Annotated in this window: 19 protein-coding genes; 8 read left to right on the top strand and 11 right to left on the bottom strand. The window is 71.9% G+C overall.

The annotated features are described in order from the left end of the window. The first annotated feature begins 6 nt into the window (after nucleotides 1–6). A complete protein-coding gene (locus ACYVMZ_RS11925) occupies nucleotides 7–1245 on the top strand; it encodes an exo-beta-N-acetylmuramidase NamZ family protein (protein WP_461078469.1) in 1239 nt (412 codons plus the stop codon). 168 nt (nucleotides 1246–1413) lie between these two features. Further along, a complete protein-coding gene (locus ACYVMZ_RS11930) occupies nucleotides 1414–2730 on the top strand; it encodes a serine-threonine protein kinase (protein WP_461078471.1) in 1317 nt (438 codons plus the stop codon). 18 nt (nucleotides 2731–2748) lie between these two features. On the opposite strand, the gene ACYVMZ_RS11935 is transcribed toward ACYVMZ_RS11930, so the two are convergent. Beyond that, a complete protein-coding gene (locus tag ACYVMZ_RS11935) occupies nucleotides 2749–5556 on the bottom strand; it encodes a penicillin acylase family protein (protein WP_461078473.1) in 2808 nt (935 codons plus the stop codon). Between the two features lie 266 nt (nucleotides 5557–5822). Here ACYVMZ_RS11935 and ACYVMZ_RS11940 point away from each other — a divergent pair, with 266 nt between their 5' ends. Together ACYVMZ_RS11940 and ACYVMZ_RS11945 are read left to right on the top strand one after the other, a co-directional pair. Beyond that, a complete protein-coding gene (locus ACYVMZ_RS11940; RefSeq protein ID WP_461078475.1) occupies nucleotides 5823–6425 on the top strand; it encodes a hypothetical protein in 603 nt (200 codons plus the stop codon). Nucleotides 6426–6495: 70 nt separating this feature from the next. After that, nucleotides 6496–7254: a 3-keto-5-aminohexanoate cleavage protein gene (locus ACYVMZ_RS11945; protein ID WP_461078477.1), complete on the top strand. Its 759-nt coding sequence runs from the start codon at nucleotides 6496–6498 to the stop codon at nucleotides 7252–7254. Between the two features lie 60 nt (nucleotides 7255–7314). Here the strand turns inward: ACYVMZ_RS11945 and soxR are convergent, their stop codons facing one another. After that, a complete protein-coding gene (gene soxR / locus ACYVMZ_RS11950) occupies nucleotides 7315–7809 on the bottom strand; it encodes a redox-sensitive transcriptional activator SoxR (RefSeq protein WP_461078479.1) in 495 nt (164 codons plus the stop codon). A 149-nt stretch (nucleotides 7810–7958) separates the two neighbouring features. On the opposite strand from soxR, the gene ACYVMZ_RS11955 reads away from it, so the two are divergent. Beyond that, entirely contained in the window at nucleotides 7959–8420 is a 462-nt protein-coding gene (locus tag ACYVMZ_RS11955) for a MaoC family dehydratase (RefSeq protein WP_461078481.1), read from the top strand. Nucleotide 8421: 1 nt separating this feature from the next. Here the strand turns inward: ACYVMZ_RS11955 and ACYVMZ_RS11960 are convergent, their stop codons facing one another. The 3 genes from ACYVMZ_RS11960 to ACYVMZ_RS11970 all read right to left on the bottom strand — a co-directional run bounded on the left by ACYVMZ_RS11960 (nucleotide 8422) and on the right by ACYVMZ_RS11970 (nucleotide 10663). Further along, complete coding sequence (locus ACYVMZ_RS11960) at nucleotides 8422–9066, bottom strand: TetR family transcriptional regulator (RefSeq protein WP_461078483.1); 645 nt, start codon at nucleotides 9064–9066, stop codon at nucleotides 8422–8424. A gap of 86 nt (nucleotides 9067–9152) precedes the next feature. Further along, complete coding sequence (locus ACYVMZ_RS11965) at nucleotides 9153–9440, bottom strand: YiaA/YiaB family inner membrane protein (protein ID WP_461078485.1); 288 nt, start codon at nucleotides 9438–9440, stop codon at nucleotides 9153–9155. Nucleotides 9441–9511: 71 nt separating this feature from the next. Further along, nucleotides 9512–10663: an acyl-CoA dehydrogenase family protein gene (locus ACYVMZ_RS11970; protein WP_461078487.1), complete on the bottom strand. Its 1152-nt coding sequence runs from the start codon at nucleotides 10661–10663 to the stop codon at nucleotides 9512–9514. 92 nt (nucleotides 10664–10755) lie between these two features. Between ACYVMZ_RS11970 and ACYVMZ_RS11975 the strand changes: the two genes are divergently transcribed. The 3 genes from ACYVMZ_RS11975 (at nucleotide 10756) to ACYVMZ_RS11985 (ending at nucleotide 13219) form a co-directional block, all read left to right on the top strand. Continuing rightward, nucleotides 10756–11397: a TetR/AcrR family transcriptional regulator gene (locus ACYVMZ_RS11975; protein ID WP_461078489.1), complete on the top strand. Its 642-nt coding sequence runs from the start codon at nucleotides 10756–10758 to the stop codon at nucleotides 11395–11397. A 59-nt stretch (nucleotides 11398–11456) separates the two neighbouring features. Beyond that, complete coding sequence (locus ACYVMZ_RS11980; RefSeq protein ID WP_461078492.1) at nucleotides 11457–12191, top strand: ArsR/SmtB family transcription factor; 735 nt, start codon at nucleotides 11457–11459, stop codon at nucleotides 12189–12191. 77 nt (nucleotides 12192–12268) lie between these two features. Then, nucleotides 12269–13219: a DMT family transporter gene (locus ACYVMZ_RS11985; RefSeq protein WP_461078548.1), complete on the top strand. Its 951-nt coding sequence runs from the start codon at nucleotides 12269–12271 to the stop codon at nucleotides 13217–13219. A 1-nt stretch (nucleotide 13220) separates the two neighbouring features. On the opposite strand, the gene ACYVMZ_RS11990 is transcribed toward ACYVMZ_RS11985, so the two are convergent. From ACYVMZ_RS11990 to ACYVMZ_RS12015, 6 genes are all read right to left on the bottom strand, one after another. Further along, a complete protein-coding gene (locus ACYVMZ_RS11990) occupies nucleotides 13221–14576 on the bottom strand; it encodes an MFS transporter (protein WP_461078494.1) in 1356 nt (451 codons plus the stop codon). A gap of 218 nt (nucleotides 14577–14794) precedes the next feature. Beyond that, nucleotides 14795–15880 (bottom strand): Zn-dependent alcohol dehydrogenase, encoded by a 1086-nt coding sequence (locus ACYVMZ_RS11995; protein WP_461078496.1) that lies wholly within the window; start codon nucleotides 15878–15880, stop codon nucleotides 14795–14797. 17 nt (nucleotides 15881–15897) lie between these two features. Beyond that, on the bottom strand, nucleotides 15898–17286 hold the full coding sequence (locus tag ACYVMZ_RS12000) for an aldehyde dehydrogenase family protein (protein WP_461078498.1): 1389 nt from the start codon (nucleotides 17284–17286) through the stop codon (nucleotides 15898–15900). Between the two features lie 157 nt (nucleotides 17287–17443). Beyond that, nucleotides 17444–18784 carry an ABC transporter ATP-binding protein gene (locus ACYVMZ_RS12005; RefSeq protein ID WP_461078500.1) on the bottom strand — a complete coding sequence of 447 codons (1341 nt, stop codon included), beginning with the start codon at nucleotides 18782–18784 and terminating at the stop codon, nucleotides 17444–17446. Nucleotides 18785–18955: 171 nt separating this feature from the next. Further along, a complete protein-coding gene (locus ACYVMZ_RS12010; protein ID WP_461078502.1) occupies nucleotides 18956–20194 on the bottom strand; it encodes an MFS transporter in 1239 nt (412 codons plus the stop codon). A 22-nt stretch (nucleotides 20195–20216) separates the two neighbouring features. Next, complete coding sequence (locus ACYVMZ_RS12015; protein ID WP_461078504.1) at nucleotides 20217–21710, bottom strand: CitMHS family transporter; 1494 nt, start codon at nucleotides 21708–21710, stop codon at nucleotides 20217–20219. Between the last annotated feature and the right edge of the window lie 49 nt (nucleotides 21711–21759).

Raw genomic sequence — 21759 nt, forward strand, 5'->3', positions numbered from 1 at the left:
CACCGCATGAAGCTGTCCAGACGGAGCCTGCTCGCCACCACGGCCGCGGTGGCCGCGACGGCCGCCCCGGCTCAGGCGGCCCCGGCGGGCGGGGGCCGGCCACTGCGCACCGGCTTCGAACGCCTGGCCGCGGACGGCTACGCCGTACTGCACGGCCGGCGGGTCGGGATCGTCACCAACCCGACCGGCATCACCCGGGACGTACGCCACATCGTCGACGTCATGCACGCCGACGACCGCGTGAACCTGACCGCCGTCTTCGGCCCCGAGCACGGCTTCCGCGGCACTGCGCAGGCGGGCGGCTCCGAGGGCCGCTACGACGACCCGGCGACCGGGCTGCCGGTCTACGACACGTACCTCAAGAGCGGCCGGCCGCTCGCCGACATCTTCACCGCGTCCGGCGTGGACACGGTCGTCTTCGACATCCAGGACGTGGGCGCCCGCTTCTACACGTACATCTGGACCCTGTACGACTGCATGGAGGCCGCGCAGCTCGCGGGCAAGCGGTTCGTGGTCCTGGACCGGCCCAACCCGGTGACCGGGCGGGCCGCCCTGGGCCCTGTCCTGCACAGGGAGTTCGCGAGCTTCGTCGGACGGCAGCCGATCGCGCAGGCGCACGGCATGACGGTCGCGGAGCTGGCGCGGCTGTTCAACGGGGAGTTCCTGACCGCGCCGGTGCCGCTGGAGACCGTGCGGATGACGGGCTGGAAGCGGTCGGATTTCTACGACGCCTCCGCCCTGCCCTGGGTGCCGCCGAGCCCGAACATGCCGACGCCCGACACGGCGCTGGTCTACGCGGGGACGTGTCTCTTCGAGGGCACGAACCTGTCCGAGGGGCGGGGCACGACCCGGCCGTTCGAGCTGCTGGGCGCGGAGGGCGTCGACGGCCGGTGGGCCGCCGCGGCGAACGACGTCGGGCTGCCCGGCGTGCGCTTCCGGGAGGCGTACTTCGCGCCCACCTTCTCCAAGTTCCAGGGCAAGACCATCGGGGGCGTGCAGATCCATGTGCACGACCGGGCCGCGTACGACCCCGTGCGCACCGGGATCGCGCTGCTGGTGACCGCCAAGCAGGTCTGGAGCGGCTTCCGTTGGCGCCCCGACCACTGGATCGACAAGCTCACCGGCTCCACGCGCGTCCGCACCATGATCGACGCGGGTGCCGGCACCGACGAGGTGGTGGCGGGCTGGCAGGAGGAACTGGCGGCGTTCCGGAGGACCAGGGAGCGCTATCTGCTGTACCGGTGAGCCGTGACGTACGCACCGGAGAATCGTGACGCACGCACCGGAGAGCCGTGGCGTACGTACCGGAGAGCCGTACGTATGTACCGGTGAGCCGTGACGTATGGCCAATCGCCGCCGTTGGCAGGACGATGCGCCCAAGTGGCGCCGCTAACGGGGGATGAGGAGCCTGTCATGGCGGATCCGGCGATGAGTGTGACTCCGTACTGGGAGCTGACCTTCGACGCGGACGGCGACCCGGCCGGGCCCGACCGGGACCGGCTGCTCGCCGAGGTGACCGACCGCGGGATCCGTGACCTGGTGGTCTTCGCGCACGGCTGGAACAACGACCGTTCGGGTGCGACCCGGCTCTACGACCGCTTCTTCGCACCGGTGCCCCGGCTCGCCCCCACGGCCCGGATCGGGTACGTGGGTGTGCTGTGGCCGGCGATGCGGTTCTCGGACGAGCCGATCCCGGACTTCCCGCGGCCCGCGGCGGCCGGGCACCCCAGACCTCCGACGCTGGACAAGGACACGCGGCACGCGCTGCTGGAGACCTTCCCGGGCCGGGCGATCATCGTCGAGCAGATCGCCCGGTTGCTGGAGCAACAGCCGCCGGAAGATGCCGAGTTGGAGGAGTTCGCGCGTCTGGTCCGGCTGCTGGTGGAGGTGGTGGCACCCGGGCCGCAGGCGCTGTTCGCGGCGGACACGGTGGCGGAGGGCGTACCGCAGAGCGAGCCGGAGATGTTCGCGGGACCGGCGGCGACGGTCTGCGCGGAGTTCGCGCGGGCGCTGACGACGCACCGAGTGCCGGAGGAAGCCCAGGGTTTCGCTTTGCCGAACCCCTGGGAGGGCGCGCACGAGCTGCTGCGGCAGGCGACGTACTACGCGATGAAGCGGCGCGCGGGAACCGTCGGCGAACGCGGGTTGGGCCGGGTCATCGGGCGGCTCGCGGCGGCGGCGCCTCAGGTGCGGGTGCATCTGGTCGGGCACAGTTTCGGCGCGCGGCTGGTGTCGTTCGCGCTGCGCGGGCTGCCGAAGGGGGTGCGCACGGTGAAGTCCGTGACGCTGCTCCAAGGCGCCTTCTCGCACTACGCCTTCGCGGCCCGGCTGCCGCACGACGCGCGGGCCGGCGGTGTCCTCCAGGGGCAGCAGAACCGCATCGACGGCCCGCTGGTGTGCTGCCACTCCCGCCACGACTCGGTCCTCGGCACGTTCTATCCGCTCGCCTCGCGCATCGCGGGCGACAGCCGGTCGGTCGCCGCCGGCGCCATCGGGCGAGTCCTCGGCGCGAAGTGGGGGGCGCTGGGCTTCGACGGGGTGCAGGCGGTGCCCGGCACCCGGGCGCTCACCCTCGCCCAGGCGCTGAGGGCCCAGCTGCCCGCCTCCGGGTGCGTGAACGTCGACGCGGCGGCGGTGGTCAGACGCGGCGGGCCGCCGTCCGGGGCGCACAGCGACATCCTGCACCCGGAGCTGGCGCGGGTGGTGCTGGCGGCGGGCCGGATCCGCTGACCCGCCGCCAGGCTCGCCCTACCGGTGCGAGGTGAACTCCACCACCTGCTGGTACGTAGGCCGGTTCTGCCAGCTGATCCCGCTGTGCTTGATGCCGCCGAGCTCCCGGTGGATGACCGAGTCGGCGCACCACTGGTCACCGGCCGCGCACTGGTCGTCGCCCGGGTACACCTGGGCCGCGGTCTTGCCGGCCGCCTCCTTCAGCGTGCCGATGAGGGTGTCCCGGCAGGCGCTGAGGCTGCCGTCGCCGCAGTACGTGCGGGCCAGCGGGCCCCGCACCTGCTCACCGAGCACCGCCCGGATGTCCTTGTCGACATAGCTCCACCAGCCATACTGGAAGGCGCTTCCGGCGTGGGCGCCGGTCGGGCCGTGCGAGGCCGACGGGGACTCGTCGACGGGCAGGTTGGCGGTGAAGGCGGTGTACAGGTCGCTGCCGAGGCCCGGTTCGAACTCGGCCTTCACCAGCAGCGGCCACCAGGCGTCCAGGGTGCGGATCGCGTCGGCGTGGGCGTACTTCCTGGCACCGGCCGACGTCTCCGTGCGCTTGCCGCCCGCCGCCACCCACGCCTGCAGCCTGTCGACCGCCACCTTGACCGTGGCGTCGGTGACCGCCGAGCTGTTGATGACCTTCAGCAGGTCCGGCAGCACGTTCTCGGCACGCAGGTCGGTCAGGCCCGCGTCGGCCATCGCCTTCACCAGCGAGGCCCGGGTCACGCCGCCCGCGGCGACCAGTTTCCTCACCCGGTCGTCGAGGAGATTGCCGCGGTGCACCGAGCCGTTGCCCCAGGGCGCGGTCGTGTAGTCCTTGGCCTGCTTGTTGTTCCAGGAGATGTAGTAGTCCTGGTCGATGGAGTGGGGGTGGGCGGAGGCCGGGGTGTAGTCGGCCGTGTTGGTCGCCGGGTCCCAGCCCCGCCACTCGTACGCGGGCCGTGCCCACGCCGGGAACTCGGCGTCGACGCCGTTCGCCCGGACCGGGTTGTCGCCGCTGTTGTAGTACGCGGTGTGCTCGGAATCGGCGTAGAACCAGTTGAAGGTGTAGTTGATGTTCTGCACCGCCCGCTGGAAGTCCTGCGGGCCCTGCACATAGCCCGGGTCGTTCAGCATCTGGAAGCCGATGATGGAGTCGGCCTCGTGCAGGAAGGACGAGCGCAGAGTCGTGTAGGCGACCTTCTTGCCGCCGACGGTCGCGCGGTACTCCACGGGGCCGTACTTCGTACGCCAGACCCGCATGGTGTACGAGCCGGCCGGGGTGCCGTCGGCGACGGTCGGCTTCCAGGCGTTCTTCTGCTCGACCTTCTCCATGGGCGTGCAGGTGCCGCGGTACAGGTAGTGGTGGTCGTCCTGGCACAGTTCGACGGCGTACGTGTCGATGATGTCCTGGCCGGAGGTCGTGGCGCTCCAGGAGTAGTCCTGGCCGCGGCCGAGGTGGACGTACATGCTCAGGCCCGCGAAGGAGGCGCCGCGGGCGCTGATGCCCGGGCCCTGGATCTCCTGGAGCAGGAGGAGCTGGGGCGCGAAGTAGCCGGTCTGCGGGCCGAAGACGGCGATCGGGTGGCCGCTGGCGGTGTGCTCGCCGCTGACCACGAGCGCGTTGGACATGCCGCGCCTGGCCGAGGACACGGCGGCCTCGGCCGCCGCGCCGGAGGCGGTGGTGGCACGTGACGTGGCCGCGCTGCCGGTGCGGTCGTGGACCAGCGGTTCCCGCTCCACCGAACCGGGGTCGGGCAGCGCCCGGCCCTGCGGATCGTCCGGCCGGGTCGCGTACGGGAAGCTGCCGTCGTGGAGGGTGAGGACGGCCTCGGGGTCGTTGCGCTCCCGGAAGGACTCCCACACCTTGGTGCCCTCGACCACGCCGTACTTCTCCTGGGCGGCCAGCAGGGAAAGCGCGTTGTTGACCTCGCCGCCGCCTCCGGAGCCGAACAGCGCGCCGATGACGGAGCCCAGCGCCACCAGGTCGGTGATCTTGAAGTGCTCGATCTTCCCTGCGTTGGTGACCGAGTCCTTGTGGCCGGTCAGGACGTATTCGCCGGGGAAGTAGCGGCCGCTGTCGGAGGCGTCGATGTAGGCGTTGATGCCGTCGAGGTAGGCCTTGGCGTCGGCGAGTGCCTGCTTGCCGCGCTCGCCGTGCGTGGCGACGGCGTTGTCGATCTGGGCCCGTAGATCCGCCTCGGTGTACGGGGCGTGGCGCCAGAACTGCTGTTCAAGGCCCTGGTTGGACGGGTCACCGCCCGCGAAGGAGGTCAACTGACCACGCCCGACGTGCCGGAAGACGTCCATCAGCCACAGCCGGTCCTGCGCCGCCGCATAGCCGGCGCCGAACTCCGTGCCGTACCTGGTGGTACCGGTGATGTGCGGAACGCCCGTCTTCTTGTCGCGGACGATCGTCACGTCACCGCGCCCGGCGGGCTTGAGGGTGGAGGCGACCTGGTCGGCGGGGACCCCGAACGACGCGTCGTTGAAGAAGGTGTTGATCTTGTCGTTGGTGAGTCCGGAGTAGCCCGTGGCGAGGTCGGCGTACGGGCCGAGCTGGTCGGAGGAGTGCTCGGGCTGGGCGCCGAAGGCCTGGTTGAGGAGGATCTGGGCGAGGGTGGCGTTGCCGTTCTGGCCGGGCGGCAGGAGGTCGGAACACTGGCCGCCGCAGTGGTCGTTCGCCGCCGCCGCGACGTCCGTGGCCTCGAGGTTCGCCGGCTCGGCGGACACCGCCTGTGAAAAGGGCGACAAAAGACCTGCGATCAGGACGCATACGGATGCGGTCTTCAGGAACCCGTGGAATCCGCGGGGAGTTCTCAGTCTGTCGAAGGCGGGGCGTGGGGTGCCTCGTGCCATGGGTGACTCCTCACGACGGAAGGTGGGCGGGGATGTTACCGCCGGTATCCCCGCGATTGAAGATGAACAAGCGTCACTTTTTGGAGTTGCACAGCAAGCACACAGACAACGGGAGTTGGCTCGTGAGACCCCACGGCCGGCTTATGGGGGCCATCGGAAAAAGGATGGAGCCGATTCGCTTGTCGATACGTCTATTCGGCGACGTCCGTACGACGACGCCGAAGTGACCGGATTTACAGGTGCAGGTGTGACGGAGGTGCAGGACGATGGCCGGTTTCCGGAGTCTGGCGAGACAGGTCCGCGACCCGCGGTGCGATCTGGCGCTACGGCGCTACTCGCTGCGCAAGTGCCTTGAGCGGTTCGCCCCTTACGGGCACAGGGCGACCTGGGACCATTTGTGCTCCCGGGCAGCGTTCGGCCCCGAGGACCGCTCTCCCGATCCAGCGCGGCTCGTGGCCGCACTGGAGGAACTGGAGGAGGCGCGGGCGGTCTGGCTGGCCTACGAGGTCGAGTTCGCCGAGCGCCGCAAGAAGGAGAAGCACGACGGCCTGCGCAGGCCGGGCAGCGTGGACGACTGGCACCGGATGACCTGGGGCGGTTTCGGTGTGGCGTGGTGCGACGATCCGGCGGTCCATCCCCGTGAACCGCTGGCCGAGGTGCTGCGCCGGCTGATCGCCGCGCTGGAACGCGAGCCGGGCTCGGCCTGCCCCGTGTGCCAGGGGCAACGGCTCGTCTGGAAGGACGACCTGGACCACGAGCCCTCGTCGGGCCCGGTCTGCACGGACTGCGGAATCCTGGTGCCGCGCCCGGTGCTCACGCCCCAGGCGCTGACGGATGCCAGGCGGGCGAGGATGCTGGTGTCGGCCTGAGTGAGTACGACGGGGGTGCGCAGGGGAGGCCGCACCCCCCACTGTCAGTGCCGACTGGCACCATCGGGACATGGTGCAGGTGTGTCTGAACGGGCCCCGGGGAGCCGCCCACGGGGCAGCGATACCGCTGTCGCCGGAGGCGATGGCCGACTCGGCGGCCGAGGCCGTCGCGGCCGGAGCCACCGACGTCCATGTCCACCCCAAGACGCCGTGCGGGCACGACACACTGTCGCCGCGCGTGATCGCGGCCACGCTGGAAGCGATACGGGCCCGGGTGTCCGTACCGGTCGGAGTGACCACGGGCGCGTGGACCGAACCGGACCCGGCGGCCCGCCTGGAACGCATACGCGGCTGGACCGTCCTCCCCGACCACGCCTCGGTCAACTGGCATGAACCGGGCGCCGAGGAGGTCGCCGCCCTGCTGCTCGGCCTGGGCGTGGGCGTCGAGGCCGGCATCTGGTCCGGCACGGACGGAGCAGCCCGCTTCGCCGCCTCACCACTCGGCCCGAGGGTCCTGCGGGTGCTCGCGGAGGTGACGGACCCGGAGGCGGACAGCGCGGAGGCCTCCGCCCGAGCCCTGCTGTCCGACCTCGGCACGGCCCACGGCCGCCCCGTGCTCCTGCACGGCGAGGAAGACGGCACCTGGCCGGTCCTGCGCCTGGCCGGACGGCTGGGCCTGGCGACCCGCATCGGCCTGGAGGACACGCTGCTGCTGCCCGACGGTGAACGGGCCGCTTCCAACGCTCAGTTGGTGGCGGAGGCGCTGCTCCAGTACGGGGGAGCCCAGCGTTCGTATCCGATGCGGAAGGGCGGGAGCGAGCACGAGTAGGGGTGGGCCGGGCCCCCGGGTGCGGCCCCGGCCCACCCACCGAGCAACACGCGCTACGCGCTACACGCGCTTGCGGCCGTTGGTTCCCCGGCGTGGGGTTCCGTTGTCCACCATGAGGCGGGAACCCGTCAGGCGTTCGCCGAACACGTCGTCCGGGTTGGACAGGACGCAGGTGTCCAGGGACAGGCATCCGCAGCCGATGCAGTCGGTGAGGTGGTCGCGGAGGCGGTTGAGCTGCTTGATGCGTTCGTCCAGCTCGGCCCGCCAGGTCTCGGAGAGGCGGCTCCAGTCCTCCCGCGTGGGGGTGCGCTCCTCGGGGAGCTGGGCGAGCGCCTCACGGATCGTGGCCAGCGGGATGCCGACCCGCTGGGCGGCCCGGATGAAGGCGACCCGGCGCAGCGTGTCACGGCTGTAGCGGCGCTGGTTGCCCGACGTACGGCGGCTGCTGATCAGGCCCTTGGACTCATAGAAGTGCAGGGCGGAGACGGCGGCCCCGCTGCGCGCGGAGAGCTGGCCGACCGTGAGCTCATGGATCTTCTCTGGGATCTGGGGCACTCCTCGAACCCTACCGATGCCCCTGCCGGCCGCGCCCGCGCCCCATCCGTCGCCCATCCGTCGAGATCCGTTGACAGCGCCCCCCGGCACTAGCATGCTAAGCAGTTGCTTAGACATGTGCAGACAGAGCGAGCGCGAGAGGCCGGAACATGGCAGAGCCGAGGATCTTCACGTCCGTCGACGAGCTGAAGGCGGCGGTGGGCGAGCAGCTGGGACACACCGACTGGCTGGAGATCGACCAGAAGCGGATCGACCTGTTCGCGGAGGCCACCGGTGACCACCAGTGGATCCACGTCGACCCGGAGAAGGCCGCCTCCGGGCCGTTCGGGACCACCATCGCCCACGGGTACCTGACGCTGTCCCTGCTCCCCCTCTTCGGCCCGCAGCTGATCAAGGTCGAGGGTGTGCAGATGGGCGTCAACTACGGCACCAACAAGGTGCGTTTCCCCGCCCCCGTCCCCGTCGGCTCCCGGCTGCGCGCCACCGCGAAGATCACCGGCGTCGAGGAGGTGACCGGCGGCATCCAGGTGACCGTCGCCTTCACGGTGGAGCGCGAGGGCGGCGACAAGCCGGTGTGCGTGGCCGAGTCGGTGGCGCGGTACTACCTCTGAGTCACGCCCGAGACGCGCGGGGCCCCTTGGCCCCCACCATCCGCAGCACGAGGTCGGCGTAGAGCGCGCCGACCTCGTCGGGCGTCCAGGGCCCGTCGATGTTGAACCAGCGGGCCACGTCGATGCAGAGCGAGAGCACCGCGAGGGTCGTGCCCCGGACGTCGAGGACGTCGAACTCGCCGGCCGCCACGCCGTCCTCGATGATCCCCCGCACCTCGGCGTCGCACTGCCGGCGCAGCGCCACGATCTCCGCGCGGGCCTGAGGGCCGAGCGAGTCCAGCTCGTACTGCACGACCCGTGCGGTGGTACGCCCGCCGGCGTGCCAGCGGACGAAGGAGCTCACGGCGTCGGCGAGGCGCTCGGTGGCGCTGCCCTCCGCCCGGGCCGCCGTCCGCAGGATCTCCAGGGCCTTCTCGTGGCCGATCCTGCTGATGCGGTGGAGCAGTTCTTCCTTGGTCTTGTAGTGGATGTAGAGCGCGGCCGGGCTCATCCCCGCACGGCCCGCGATGTCGCGGGTCGTCGTCGCGTGGTAGCCGCGCTCCGCGAAGGCCTCCACGGCGGCGATCAGCAGCCGTCGGGCCGCGTCGGGCGTGACCTCACCCCACGGTTGCGCCTCACCACCGGCCGTCTCCTCCGCCGTACTCATCGCTCACCCCTCATCTCTGGCAGGGGTAACACCATACCGCTGAAGGTGAGCGGGCGCTTAGCGTGCCTGCTCCGCAGGGGGTGGCTTCAGAGCTTCTCGAACGGGTCGTGCTCCGCGAGCAGCTTCTCCAGGCGCGCCTGGTCGACCCGGTTCACGATCGCCCCGGCCTCCTGCCGGTCCCGGATCACCTTGGCCAGGGTGAACGCGGAGGTCACGAGATAGAGGACGGCGATGCCGAGGAAGCCGCGCACCCAGGCGTCGGCGTGCAGGCTGAAGATGCCGACCGCGGTGGCGGCCAGGGCCACCGCGAAGGAGGCCACGGCCTGCCCGTAGAAGGCGGCCGTGCTCTGCTGCTTGACCGGTGTGTCACTCATGGGACCAGGGTCGGCGGATGCCGCAGGGTTCACATCCGCCCGGATACTCAGACCACGCCCAGGCCACGTACTCAGAACGCCGAAACCCCCGTCAACGCCCGCCCGATCACCAGCTTCTGGATCTGGCTGGTTCCCTCGTAGAGGGTCATCACGCGGGCATCACGCAGCAGCTTGCCCGCCGGGTACTCGTCGATGTAGCCGTAGCCGCCGAAGACCTGCAGGGCGTTGTTCGCGGCGCGGACGGCCGCCTCGGAGGCGAAGAGCTTGGCCTTGGACGACTCGACGGCGAAGGGCAGTCCGCGGTCGACGAGGTCGGCGACCCGCCAGGTCAGCAGGCGAGCGGCGTCCACGTCCACGGCGATGTCGCTGATCAGCTCCTGGACGAGCTGGTGGTGGGCGATGGTCTTCCCGAACTGCTCGCGCTCCCCCGCGTACCGCACCGCCGCGTCCAGCGCGGCCTGCGCTATGCCGACGCAGCCCGCCGCGACCGACATCCGTCCCTTCGCCAGCGCCGCCATGGCGACGGAGAAACCCCTGCCCTCCTCGCCCAGCATGGCGGAGGCCGGCACGCGCACGTCCTCCAGCACCAGCTCGGCGGTGGCCTGGCCGCGCAGGCCGAGCTTGCCGTGGATGGTGCGGCGGGTCAGGCCGGGGGTGTCGGTGGGCACGAGGAAGGCGGAGACGCCCTTGTGGCCGGGGGCGTCCGTCGAGCGGGCGAACAGCAGCACCACATCGGCCCATGTCCCGTTGGTGATGAACATCTTGGTGCCGTTGATGACGTAGTCGCCGCCGTCGCGCACCGCCCGGGTGGCGAGGTTGCCCGCGTCGGAGCCGGTGCCGGGCTCGGTCAGGCCGAAGCAGCCGACCAGTTCGCCGGAGGTCAGGCCCGGCAGCCAGCGCCGCTTGTGCTCCTCGCTCCCCCATGCGGCGACGGACTTGGCGACCAGGCCCAGCGAGACGGAGACGATCCCGCGCACGGACGAATCGCCGCGGCCGAGTTCCTCCGTCACCAGGCAGTACGCGAGGTGGTCGCCGCCCGAGCCGCCGTACTCCTCGTCGATGGTCAGCCCGAGGAACCCGACCTCGCCCAGCTTCTTGACGATCCCCCGGTCGACCTCCTCGGCGCGGTCCCAGGCGGAGGCGTGGGGGGCGATCTCCCGCTCCACGAAGTCCCGGGCGAGCCGGCGGACGGCGGTCTGCTCCTCGCTGAGCTCCAGGTTCACCACAAGCCACCCCACTCGAAGCCGTACTTTTTGAAAGCCGTACGTTTAAATTAGCACTGCTAGTTTCCAGGCCCAGCCCTACTATGTGCGCCATGGCCCGACCGCGCAAGCCCCTCCTGAGCACCGACCGCATCGTCGAGACGGCGCGGGACCTCGTGGACCGGGAGGGCCTCACGGCCGTCTCCACGCGGCGGCTGGCCGCCGAGCTCGGGGTGAGCGGGCCGTCGCTCTACAACCACTTCCGCACGAAGGACGAGATCCTGGAGGCGGTCGCCGACTCGGTGAGCGCCCAGGTCGATCTGTCGATGTTCGAGGACGGCCGGGACTGGCGGACCGCACTGCACGACTGGGCCGTCTCCTACCGGGCGGCCCTGCGTGACCACCCGAACATCGTCCCGGTCCTGGCGCGCGGCCCCGGCCGCCGCCCGGCCGCGCTGCGCCTCGCGGACGCCGTCTACGGCGCGATGGTCGAGGCAGGCTGGCCGCCGGCGCAGGCCACGTCCATCGGCGCGTTGATGCGGTACTTCATCATGGGCTCCGCGCTCGGCTCCTTCGCCGGGGGCTTCGTGGACGACGCGAGCGCGTACGACCCGGCCGACTACCCCCACCTCGGCCAGGCCCACCTCCTCGCCGAGCAGCAGGAGAAGATCGACGAGCGGGCCTTCGAGACCGGCCTGACGGCGTTGCTGGACGGGCTGGCTCGGCAGTACGAGCAGGCGCGCGGGACCGCATAGGACAGACCGCCAGGACTCTGCTCAGGACACTTCGGCGGGCACCGAAGTATGCGTGCTCCATGCTGGGTGGCATGACCACGAGGGATCCCCGGGCGGCGGGGCTGGCGCGGCTCGCCGGGCTGATCGCCGACGAGACCCGGGCCGCGTGCCTGCTGGCGCTGCTCGACGGGCGCGCGTGGACCGCGGGCGAGCTGGCCCGGCACGCGGGCGTCGCCGCCTCCACCCTGAGCGAGCACCTGGGCAAGCTCGTCGCCGGCGGCCTCCTCACCGAGGAACGGCAGGGCCGGCACCGGTACGTACGGCTGTCCGACGCCCGGGCCGCCCAGCTGGTGGAGGACCTGGCCGCGCAGGTGGCGCCGGGCACGGACGTACGACCGCGGAACCTGCGGGAGTCGAGCGCCGGCTCGGCGATGGCCCGCGGCCGCACCTGCTACGACCACCTCGCCGGGCGGCTCGGCATCACCGTCACCGACGCGCTGACCGGGCGCGGGCTGCTGCGGCCGAGCAGAGAGAGGTCCACCGGGTTCGCGCTCACGGACGCGGGACTCGCCTGGTTCCAGGCGAACGGCATGGGCCTCGACCGCCGCGGTCGCCGCCCCCTGGCCCGCGCCTGCCTCGACTGGACCGAGCGCCGTCCCCATCTCGCGGGTGTCGCGGGCGCGGCCCTGTGCCGGCACGCGCTGGACGCCGGGTGGTGCGTGCGCATCGGTTCCGAGCGGGCAGTGAAGGTGACGGCGGCGGGTGAGCGCGCGCTGTCCGAGCTGCTCGGCATCGAGGCGGCTGCCCTGCGCTGACGGCCGGCCGGGCCCCGGCGCCCCGTCCGAAATCCGCGCGCCCCGTTCCCCCCTCCCCACCTAGCCTCTGGAGCATGATGACCGCCTCCCCGTCCCGTCGTACGGAGCTCCTCGCCGCCGGTGCCGCCACCGTGACCGTCGTGCTGTGGGCCTCCGCCTTCGTCTCCATCCGCTCCGCCGGCGCCGCGTACTCGCCGGGCGCGCTGGCGCTCGGGCGGCTGCTGGCCGGGGCGCTGACGCTGGGGGTGATCTGTCTCGTACGGCGGGAGGGCCTGCCGCCGCGGTCGGCGTGGCGCGGGATCGCGGTGTCCGGGGTGCTGTGGTTCGGCTTCTACATGGTCGCCCTCAACTGGGGCGAGCAACAGGTGGACGCCGGTACGGCCGCCCTGGTCGTGAACATCGGGCCGATCCTCATCGCCCTGCTGGGCGCGCGGCTGCTCGGGGACGCGATGCCGCCACGGCTGCTGGCGGGGATGGCGGTGTCGTTCGCCGGTGCGGTGACCGTGGGGCTGTCGATGTCCGGCGAGGGCGGTGCCTCGGTGCTCGGTGTGGTGCTGTGCCTGCTGGCGGCGGTCGGGTACGCGGGCGGGGTCGTCGCGCAGAAGCCGGCGCTGGGCCGGGCCAGCGTGCTGCAGGTGACGACGTTCGGTTGCCTGGTCGGGGCGGTGGTGTGCCTGCCGTTCGCCGGGCAGCTCGTCCAGGAGGCCGCCGCCGCCCCGGCCTCCGCGACGCTCAACATGGTGTATCTCGGGGTGTTTCCGACGGCTCTCGCCTTCACCACGTGGGCGTACGCCCTGGCCCGGACGACCGCGAGCCGGATGGGCGCGACCACGTACGCGGTGCCCGCGCTGGTCGTGCTGATGTCGTGGCTGGCGCTCGGCGAGGTGCCGGGGCTGCTGACCCTGGCGGGCGGCGCCCTGTGCCTCGCGGGGGTGGCGGTGTCACGGTCGCGGGCGGCGGCCCGGTCCGTGCCTCCGGGAGCGGCTCCGGAGGCACGGACCGAGCGGGCCTCGGACCCGGCGCGCTGACTCAGCCCTCCGACTCGGCTCTGGACGCGGCAGACTCCTGCGAACGCGCCCGGTCCGCGAGGATCTTGATCGACACCAGGGCGATCACCGCGAGCACGATGATGTAGGCGGAGACGGCCATCGACGTGCCCGTCGCCTCCAGCAGCAGCACCATGAGGAAGGGCGCGAGCCCGCCGCCGCAGACGGCCGCGATCTGGTAGCCGAGGGAGGCGCCGGTGTAGCGCATCTCGGGCGTGAACAACTCGGCGAACAGGGCGGCCTGCGGGCCGTACATGATGCTGAGGAAGCAGCTGGCGACGAACGTGCCGACCGCCAGCCACAGCAGCGAGCCGGTGTCGATGAGCAGGAACATCGGTACGGCCCACAGCGCGATGCCGGCCGCGCCGAGCCCGTAGATCCGGATGCGGCCGATCCGGTCGGAGAGGGCGGCGGCGGCCGGGATCAGCACGAGCTGGGTGAGGCTGACGCAGAGCGAGACGGTGAGCACCGCACCGCGCTCCATGTCGAGTTCCCGGGTCGTGTAGTCGAGGACGCCCGTGATGAGGATGTAGAACGTCGCGGTGTTCACGGCGAAGGAGCCGCCGGCGAGGAGCACCGTGCCGAGGTGGCCGCGCAGGACCGTACGCAGCGGCGAGCTCTGCTCGCTCTTCTCCTTCTCCGCCAGCGCCCGCTCGGCCTCCCGGAACGCGGGCGTCTCCTCGACCCGGGTGTGGATGTACCAGGCGAGGGCGAGGACGAACAGGCCGACCAGGAACGGCACGCGCCAGCCCCAGGAGGCGAACGCGGAGTCCGTGGTGAGCGCGCCGGCCACCAGGAAGACCGTGTTGGCGGTCACCACGCCGATGGGGACGCCGAGCTGGACGACGCTGCCGTAGACGCCCCGCTTGCCCTCGGGGGCGTACTCGGTGGCCAACAGCATCGCGCCGCCCCACTGCGCGCCGACCGCGACGCCCTGGGCGACACGGAAGAGGACGAGCAGGATCGGCGCGGCCACGCCGATCGTCTCGTACGTCGGGAGCAGACCGATGCCCGTGGTGGCCAGGCCCATCAGGGTGAGCGCGAGGACCAGCATCGGCTTGCGGCCGCGCTTGTCGCCGAGGTGGCCGGCGACGATGCCGCCGAGCGGGCGGGCGAGGAAGCCGACCGCGAAGGTGGCGAAGGCGGCGAGGACTCCGGCGGTCGAACTGCCCGCCGGGAAGTACAGGTCGCCGAGGACGAGGGCGGCGGCGATGCCGAAGACGAAGTAGTCGTACCACTCGACGGCCGAGGCGAGCGCGGCCGCGGTGGCGACGCGGCGGCGGTTGCCCACGGCGGGGGCGGTGGTGGTGAGCGGTTGAGCGGAAGGTGCCGTGTCCATGTGGTGCACGCTCCGGGGGTGCGGGGACGAAACCGGGGGGTGGCTCGGGTTCCGGGAACGTACTGACCGGACGGTATGGACGTCAACGGGTCGTGCGGCAGCAGTTTTGCCTGTACTTGACACCGAGGCGCCGCCTGCGCCAGGCCCCGGGAGCGGCGTGCGGGCACACCTCGGGCCCCGGCCTCGCGCGGAGGCCGGGGCATGGGGCGTGCCGGGCGTTAGAAGACCACCAGCGCCCGTCCGCCCTTGCCCGCGAGCATGTTCTCGAAGGCGGCCGGGATGCCGTCCAGGGCGATGCGTTCGGTGACGAGGGCTCCCAGGTCGAGGCGGCCCGTACGGACGTGCTCGGCGAGGACGGGCAGGTCCCGCGCGGGGTTGGAGTTGCCGTACACGCAGCCGGACAGGGTCCGGCCCCAGTGGAAGATCTCCAGGGCGTTGAAGGTGACCTGCTGGTCCTTGCCGCCGATGCCGACGACCGTGGTGCGGCCGCCGCGCCGGGTGGAGTCCCAGGCGGCGCGGATGGTGGTGGCGCGGCCGACGCACTCGACGGCGACGTCGACGCCCTCCTTGCCGGTGAGGGCGCGGATCTCGCGGGGCGTGGTGTCGGAGGCGATGAGGTAGTCGGTCGCTCCGGCGGCCCGGGCGAGTTCCTCCTTCTCCGGGGAGACGTCCACCGCGACGATCCTCGACGCGCCCGCGATACGGGCGGACTGGAGCGTGGCCAGGCCCACTCCCCCGGCGCCGAACACCGCCACGGTCTCGCCGGGCCGGACCTGGGCCGCGTGGTGGACGGCGCCGTAGCCGGTGAGGACGGCGCAGCCGAGGAGGGCGGCGTCGGTGAGCGGGATGCCGTCCGGGAGGGGCAGGACGCAGGTCGCGGAGACGACCGTCTCCTCGGCGAAGGCGGCGACGTTCAGGCCGGGGTGCAGGTCGGCGCCGTCGTCGGCGCGGCGGGCGTGGACGGCGGCGGCGCCGTTCAGGGCGTTGGCGCACAGCCAGACCTCGCCACGCGCGCAGGCCGGGCAACCGCCGCAGGACGGCGCCCAGTTGAGGACGACGCCGTCGCCGGGCGAGACATGGGTGACGCCCTCGCCGACGGCGACGACCGTGCCGGCGCCCTCGTGGCCGAGGACGGCGGGGACCGGTACCCGCATGGTGCCGTTGGACAGGGACAGGTCGGAGTGGCAGACCCCGGCGGCGGCGAGCCGGACACGGACCTGGCCGGGTCCGGGGTCGGGCAGCTCGACGCCGGTGATCTCCAGCGGGGAGCCGACGGCGGGCAGGACGGCGGCGCGAACAGCCATGACGGAACGAACTCCCTTTAGAACTGGAGGGACTTGGTCTGGAGGTACTCGGCCAGGCCGTGCGCGCCGAGTTCCCGGCCGACGCCCGACTGCTTGTAGCCGCCGAAGGGCGCGAGGGGGTTGAAGCGGCCGCCGTTGATGTCGACCTGGCCGGTCTCCATACGGCGGGCGAAGGCCACCGCCTCGGCCTCGTCCCCGGCCCAGACGGCACCGGAGAGGCCGTAGTCCGTGCCGTTGGCGATGCGCAGGGCGTCCTCCTCGTCCTCGTACCGCAGGATCGACAGGACCGGGCCGAAGATCTCCTCACGCGCGATGGTCATCTCCGGCGTGACGTCGGCGAAGACGGTCGGGCTGACGAAGTAGCCCTTCTCGCGCGGGGCCTCGGGGCCGCCCGCGACCAGCCGGGCGCCCTCGGCGACGCCCTGCTCGATGTAACCGCGCACCCGCTCCTGCTGCTTGGCGTTGACGAGCGGCCCGACGCGGTCGCCGTACTTCGCGGCGGCGGTGGCGGCCAGCCCGACCGCCTCGTCGTACTGGTCGCGGTGGACCAGCATGCGCGTCCAGGCGCTGCACGTCTGGCCGGAGTTGGACATGACGTTGGCGACGCCGACGTTGACCGCCCGGGCCAGGTCGGCGCTCGGGAGGATGACGTTGGCGGACTTGCCGCCCAGTTCGAGGGCGACCTTCTTGATCGCTCCCGCGGCGATCGCGCCGATGCGGCGGCCGACGGCGGTGGAGCCGGTGAAGGAGACCAGGTCGACGTCCGGGTGCTCGGCGAGGGCCTGGCCCGCCACCGGGCCGAGGCCGGTGACCAGGTTGAACACGCCCGCCGGGACGCCGGCCTCGTGCACCGCCTCGGCGAAGAGCTGGGCGACCAGCGGCGTGTCCTCGGCGGGCTTCACCACGACCGTGCAGCCGGCCGCGAGCGCCGGGGCGACCTTGGCGACGATCTGGTGCAGGGGGTAGTTCCAGGGCGTGATCGCGGCGACCACGCCGACCGGCTCGTGGTAGACGGTCGAGTTGCCGACCTTCTCCTCGAAGGCGTATGTCGCCGCCAGCTCGGCGTAGGAGCCCGCGACGGCGATCGGGGTGCCCGCGTGGACGGCCTGCGAGAACTTCAGCGGCGAGCCGAGCTCGGCCGTCACGGTCTCGGCGATCTCGTCCGCGCGGGCCACGAGCACGTCCCGCAGCGCGCCCAGGCGCGCGGCCCGCTCGGCGGGCGGGGTGGCGGCCCACGCCGGAAGGGCGGCGCGGGCGGCCCGTACGGCGGCGTCGACGTCCTCGGCGGTGCCCGCGGGGACCGTGCCGATCACCTGCTCGTCGGCCGGGTTCACGACCTCGATCACGTCCTGGCCGGCGGCGGGGCGCCAGGCGCCGTCGATGTACATGCCGTCGTGTGCCTTCATCGCGCTTCCTCCCGGGCGGTACTGGTCGTCCGGCACACAAACTAGCGGCGTTAGTTTTTGGGCGCCAGACGTCCCGGCCATCTCAGCACGGAAGGGCGGGGGCGGCGGTGTGCCGTGCTTCACTCCTGCAGGTCCGGGAGAGGTGCGGGGGCCGGGGTCACTCCTCCAGGTCCGGGAGCCGTGCCGGGTTCGGGCAGATGCGTTCGCCGTGCTGGTCGAAGACGAAGAGATGGGCGAGGTCGACCAGGAGCGGCACCTGCATGCCGTGCCGCAGGTCGATGTCGGGGGTGGTGCGGACGATGAGGTCGCCGGGCAGGCGGGGCTCGGTGGGTGCGGGCCCGGGTTCCCCGTCCGTGGGACGGTCCAGGACCACGACCGGACCGGCGCGCAGGGCGCCCGCCCGCTCCCGCAGGCGTCCCAGGACCGATCCCTCGCGGCGGCGGCGCCGGGCCGGACGGCCGGGGCGGGGGCGCGGGGCCTCCAACTCCGGGACGACCGCGGGGCTGGAGCCGGTGTTGAAGTGGACGAGGACCTCGTGGCCCTGGAATTCCACGTGCTCGACCAGGCCGGTGATCGGCACCTCGCCGGGGCGGGCGGCGGAGTGCTTGGCGATGCGGACGGCCTCCGAGCGGAGGCCGACGATGACCTCGCGGCCCTGCTGGACACGGAGCAACTGGTGGTCCAGGGAGAGCGGTTCGGGCAGGCGCAGGAACTGTTTGCCCAGGCTGATGGTCATCGCGCCGTCGAGCGGGGCACGGACCAGGCCGCGCAGCAGGTTGATGCGCGGGGTGCCGATGAAGGCGGCCACGAAGACGTTGCCGGGCAGCGCGTACACCGAGCGCGGGGTGCCGACCTGCTGGAGCACGCCGCCGCGCAGGACGGCGACCCGGTCGCCGAGCGACATGGCCTCGGCCTGGTCGTGGGTGACGTAGACCGTGGTCACCTCCAACTCCCTGGTGAGACTGGCGATTTCGGCTCTGAGGTGATTGCGGAGCTTGGCGTCGAGGTTGGACAGCGGCTCGTCCATCAGGAAGGCGGAGGGGTGGCGGGCGATGGCCCGGCCCATGGCGACGCGCTGGCGTTCGCCGCCGGAGAGCTGGGCGGGGTAGCGGTCGAGGAGGTCCTCGATGCCCAGCATGCGGGCGGTGGCGTCCACGCGCGGGCGCGGGTCGGTGCCCGGGGCCTCGATGCGCAGCGGGAAGCCGATGTTGTCGCGGCTGGTCATGCTCGGGTACAGGGCGAAGTTCTGGAACACCATCGCCATGTCCCGGGCGGACGGCGGCAGGTCGTTGGCGTACTCGCCGTCGAGCAGCAGCTCGCCCTCGTCGATCTCCTCCAGGCCGGCGATCATCCGCAGCACGGTGGACTTGCCGCAGCCGGAAGGGCCGAGCAGCACGAGGAACTCGCCCGGCGCGATGTCCAGCGACAGCCGGTCCACCACGCGGACGCCTCGCGCGTAGGCCTTGCTCACGTCGTGCAGAGAGATGGCGCGTGTCATGAGGGTGCCCCCGGGGGCTCACTAGGGCGCTGGTGCTCCGCGGTCCGATGTCCCGTGCGGGTCGTACGGGGCTGTGGGTCACGGAAGTTAACGGAATGTGTGCGGCCGGGGGAAGACATGGAGCCGGATCGGTTGGTCCGGTCCAGTACGTGAGAAAGCGGACGCCCCGCTTCAGCTCGTGGTGCGTTTCAGCGCGCCCGTGCCGCCCGAACGGGCCCGGTCGTCCTCCGCCTGTTCCACCTGCCTCGCCGGCGAGCGCAGGGCCACCCCGGACGACAACAGCAGCAGTGCGCCCAGCATCACGAACGGCGCCGCGACGCCCGCGATCCCGGCGACCAGACCCGCCGCGGCGGGGGCGGCGACCTGGCCGAGGCGGTTGCCGGTCAGACGCAGGGCGAGGGCCGTGGAGCGGGCGCCGTCGGGGGCGGCCTGGACGACCGTCGTCATGGACAGCGGCTGACCGACACCGAGGCAGAAGCCGAGGACGGCGAGGATCAGGGCCAGCACCCACACCGGTACCGGCAACGCGATGCCCGCGCACAGCAGCGCCGCCAGCAGGCAGGTCACGGTGAGCAGCTGGGTGCGGCCGAGCAGCCGCAGCAGGGGCGTGAGGACCAGGCGGCAGGCGATGGTGGCCGCCGCCCGCAGGCTGAGCAGCAGGCCGATGACGGACGGCGCGATGCCCCGGTGCTCGCCGACCACCGGCAGGTACGCGGTGAGGATGTCGGTAGCGGACAGCACGGAGAGGCTGATGAGGATGCCCGCGGGCACGCCCCGGGCGCGCAGGATGCGGTGGACGGGGACACGGTCGCCCGCCGCCGTACGGGGCGCGGGGGTCGTACGGCGGTGCTCTACGCGCCACAGGGAGGTGAGTGCCACGGCTCCGCCCGCGCCCGCGACCACCAGGGCGAGCGCGCTGGTGCCCGCCATGTCCTGTCCGCCGATCAGCGCGCCCGCCGCGATGGGGCCGATCAGCTGGCCGAGGGAGGCGCCGATGGTGAAGTGGCCGAAGTTGCGGTCCTGTTCGTGCGGCGCCGACTGGCGGGCGACGAGCGACTGGGCGCCGATGACGAAGCAGAGGTGGCCGAGGCCCATCACGCCGCTCCAGACCGCCATCGCCCAGAGCGTGTTCGCGATGCCGCTCATCGCACAGCCGCCGGATATCAGCACCACACCGACGGGCAGCAGCGGCGCGCAGCGGCCCTGGTCGGTGCGGCGGCCGAGGGGCACGGCGGCGAACAACGGCAGGAGGGCGTACACGCCCGCGATCACACCTACCGCCCGCTCGTCCGCGCCCAGCGCGAGGGCCCGGTAGGAGACGGCGGGCCGGGCCATCGACACCGCCCCCTGCGCGAAGCTGAAGGCGATGACGAGGCGGAGCAGCCAGCCGCGGTTCCCACCGGGCCCCATGAGCCAGACCTCCGACGAGTGATCAGACGATGCCGAAGAGGATTCCCGCGCCGAGTACCACCAGCGAGGTGAGCGCAGCCCACTTCACCACGAACCTGGTGTGGTCGCCGAACTCGACCTTGGCCATGCCGACCAGGACGTACACGGCCGGGACGAGCGGGCTCGACATGTGCAGCGGCTGGCCGATGAGCGAGGCACGGGCGATCTCCACGGACGAGACGCCGTGCGCCTGGCCCGCCTCGGCGAGGACCGGGAGGATGCCGAAGTAGAAGCCGTCGTTCGACATGAAGTACGTGAACGGGATGCTCAGCAGGCCGGTCACGACCGCCATGTGCGGGCCCATGCCGTCGGGGATGTTCCCGACGACCCACTTGGCCATGTGGTCGACCATGCCGGTGCCCTGCAGGACGCCGGTGAAGACGGCGGCGGCGAAGACCATGCCGGAGACGTTGAGGACGTTCTCGGCGTGGGCGCCGAGACGGGCCTTCTGGTCGGGCATGTGCGGGAAGTTCACGGTGAGCGCCAGCGCGGCGCCGAGCAGGAACAGCACCGGGATCGGCAGCCACTCCATGATCATGGCGGTGAGCAGGGTGACGGTGAGCAGCGCGTTGAACCAGTACAGCTTGGGGCGCAGGGTGGGCCGGTTCGGATCCAGGACCTGCATGCCCTTCCCGGGCTCGTCGTCGGCCTCGTCGGCGTCGCTGCCGGAGCCCGCACCGGCCGTGGCACCCGCGCCGCTCGCGCCACCCGTGGTGCCCTTGCGCATGGAGACCTTGCCGCCGCCGGAGCCGCCGACGCCCACGAGGACCGTCTCGGTCTCCTTTTCCTCGACGATTTCCTCGACGACCTCCCCGACGTTCCGCTCGGCGTTCTCCTCGACCAGCACGTCGTCCAGCGTCAGCACGCCCAGCCGCCGGCGCTCACGCAGGCCGAGCACGTACGACAGGCCGAAGACGAAGAGCAGGCCCACGCCGAGGGCCGGGATCATCGGGACGAAGATCTCGCTGGCGTCCAGCTTCAGCGCGGTCGCGGCGCGGGCGGTGGGGCCGCCCCAGGGCAGGGTGTTCATCACGCCGTTGGCCATCGCGGCGACACCGGTCATCACGACCAGGCTCATCTTCAGGCGCTTGTACAGCGGGTACATCGCCGAGACGGTGATCATGAAGGTGGTGGACCCGTCGCCGTCCAGCGACACGATCGCGGCGAGTACGGCGGTGCCGACGACGATCCGCATCGGGTCGGCTTTGCAGAACTTGAGGATCCCGCGGACGATCGGGTCGAAGAGACCGACGTCGATCATCACGCCGAAGTAGACGATCGCGAACATGAGCATCGCCGCGGTGGGGGCGAGGCTGGTCACGCCGTCGATGACGTAGTCGCCGAGGTGAGCGCCCTTGCCGACGAACACGCAGAACAGCGCGGGAATCAGCACGAGCGCCGCGATCGGCGACATCTTCTTCAGCATGATCAGGACCAGGAAGGTCGCGATCATGGCGAAGCCGAGGATGGTCAGCATGAGTGGATACCTAACGTTCGCCCTTGAACATCCCACCAGGGCCGGCGGT

Source organism: Streptomyces deserti, from assembly GCF_054782695.1.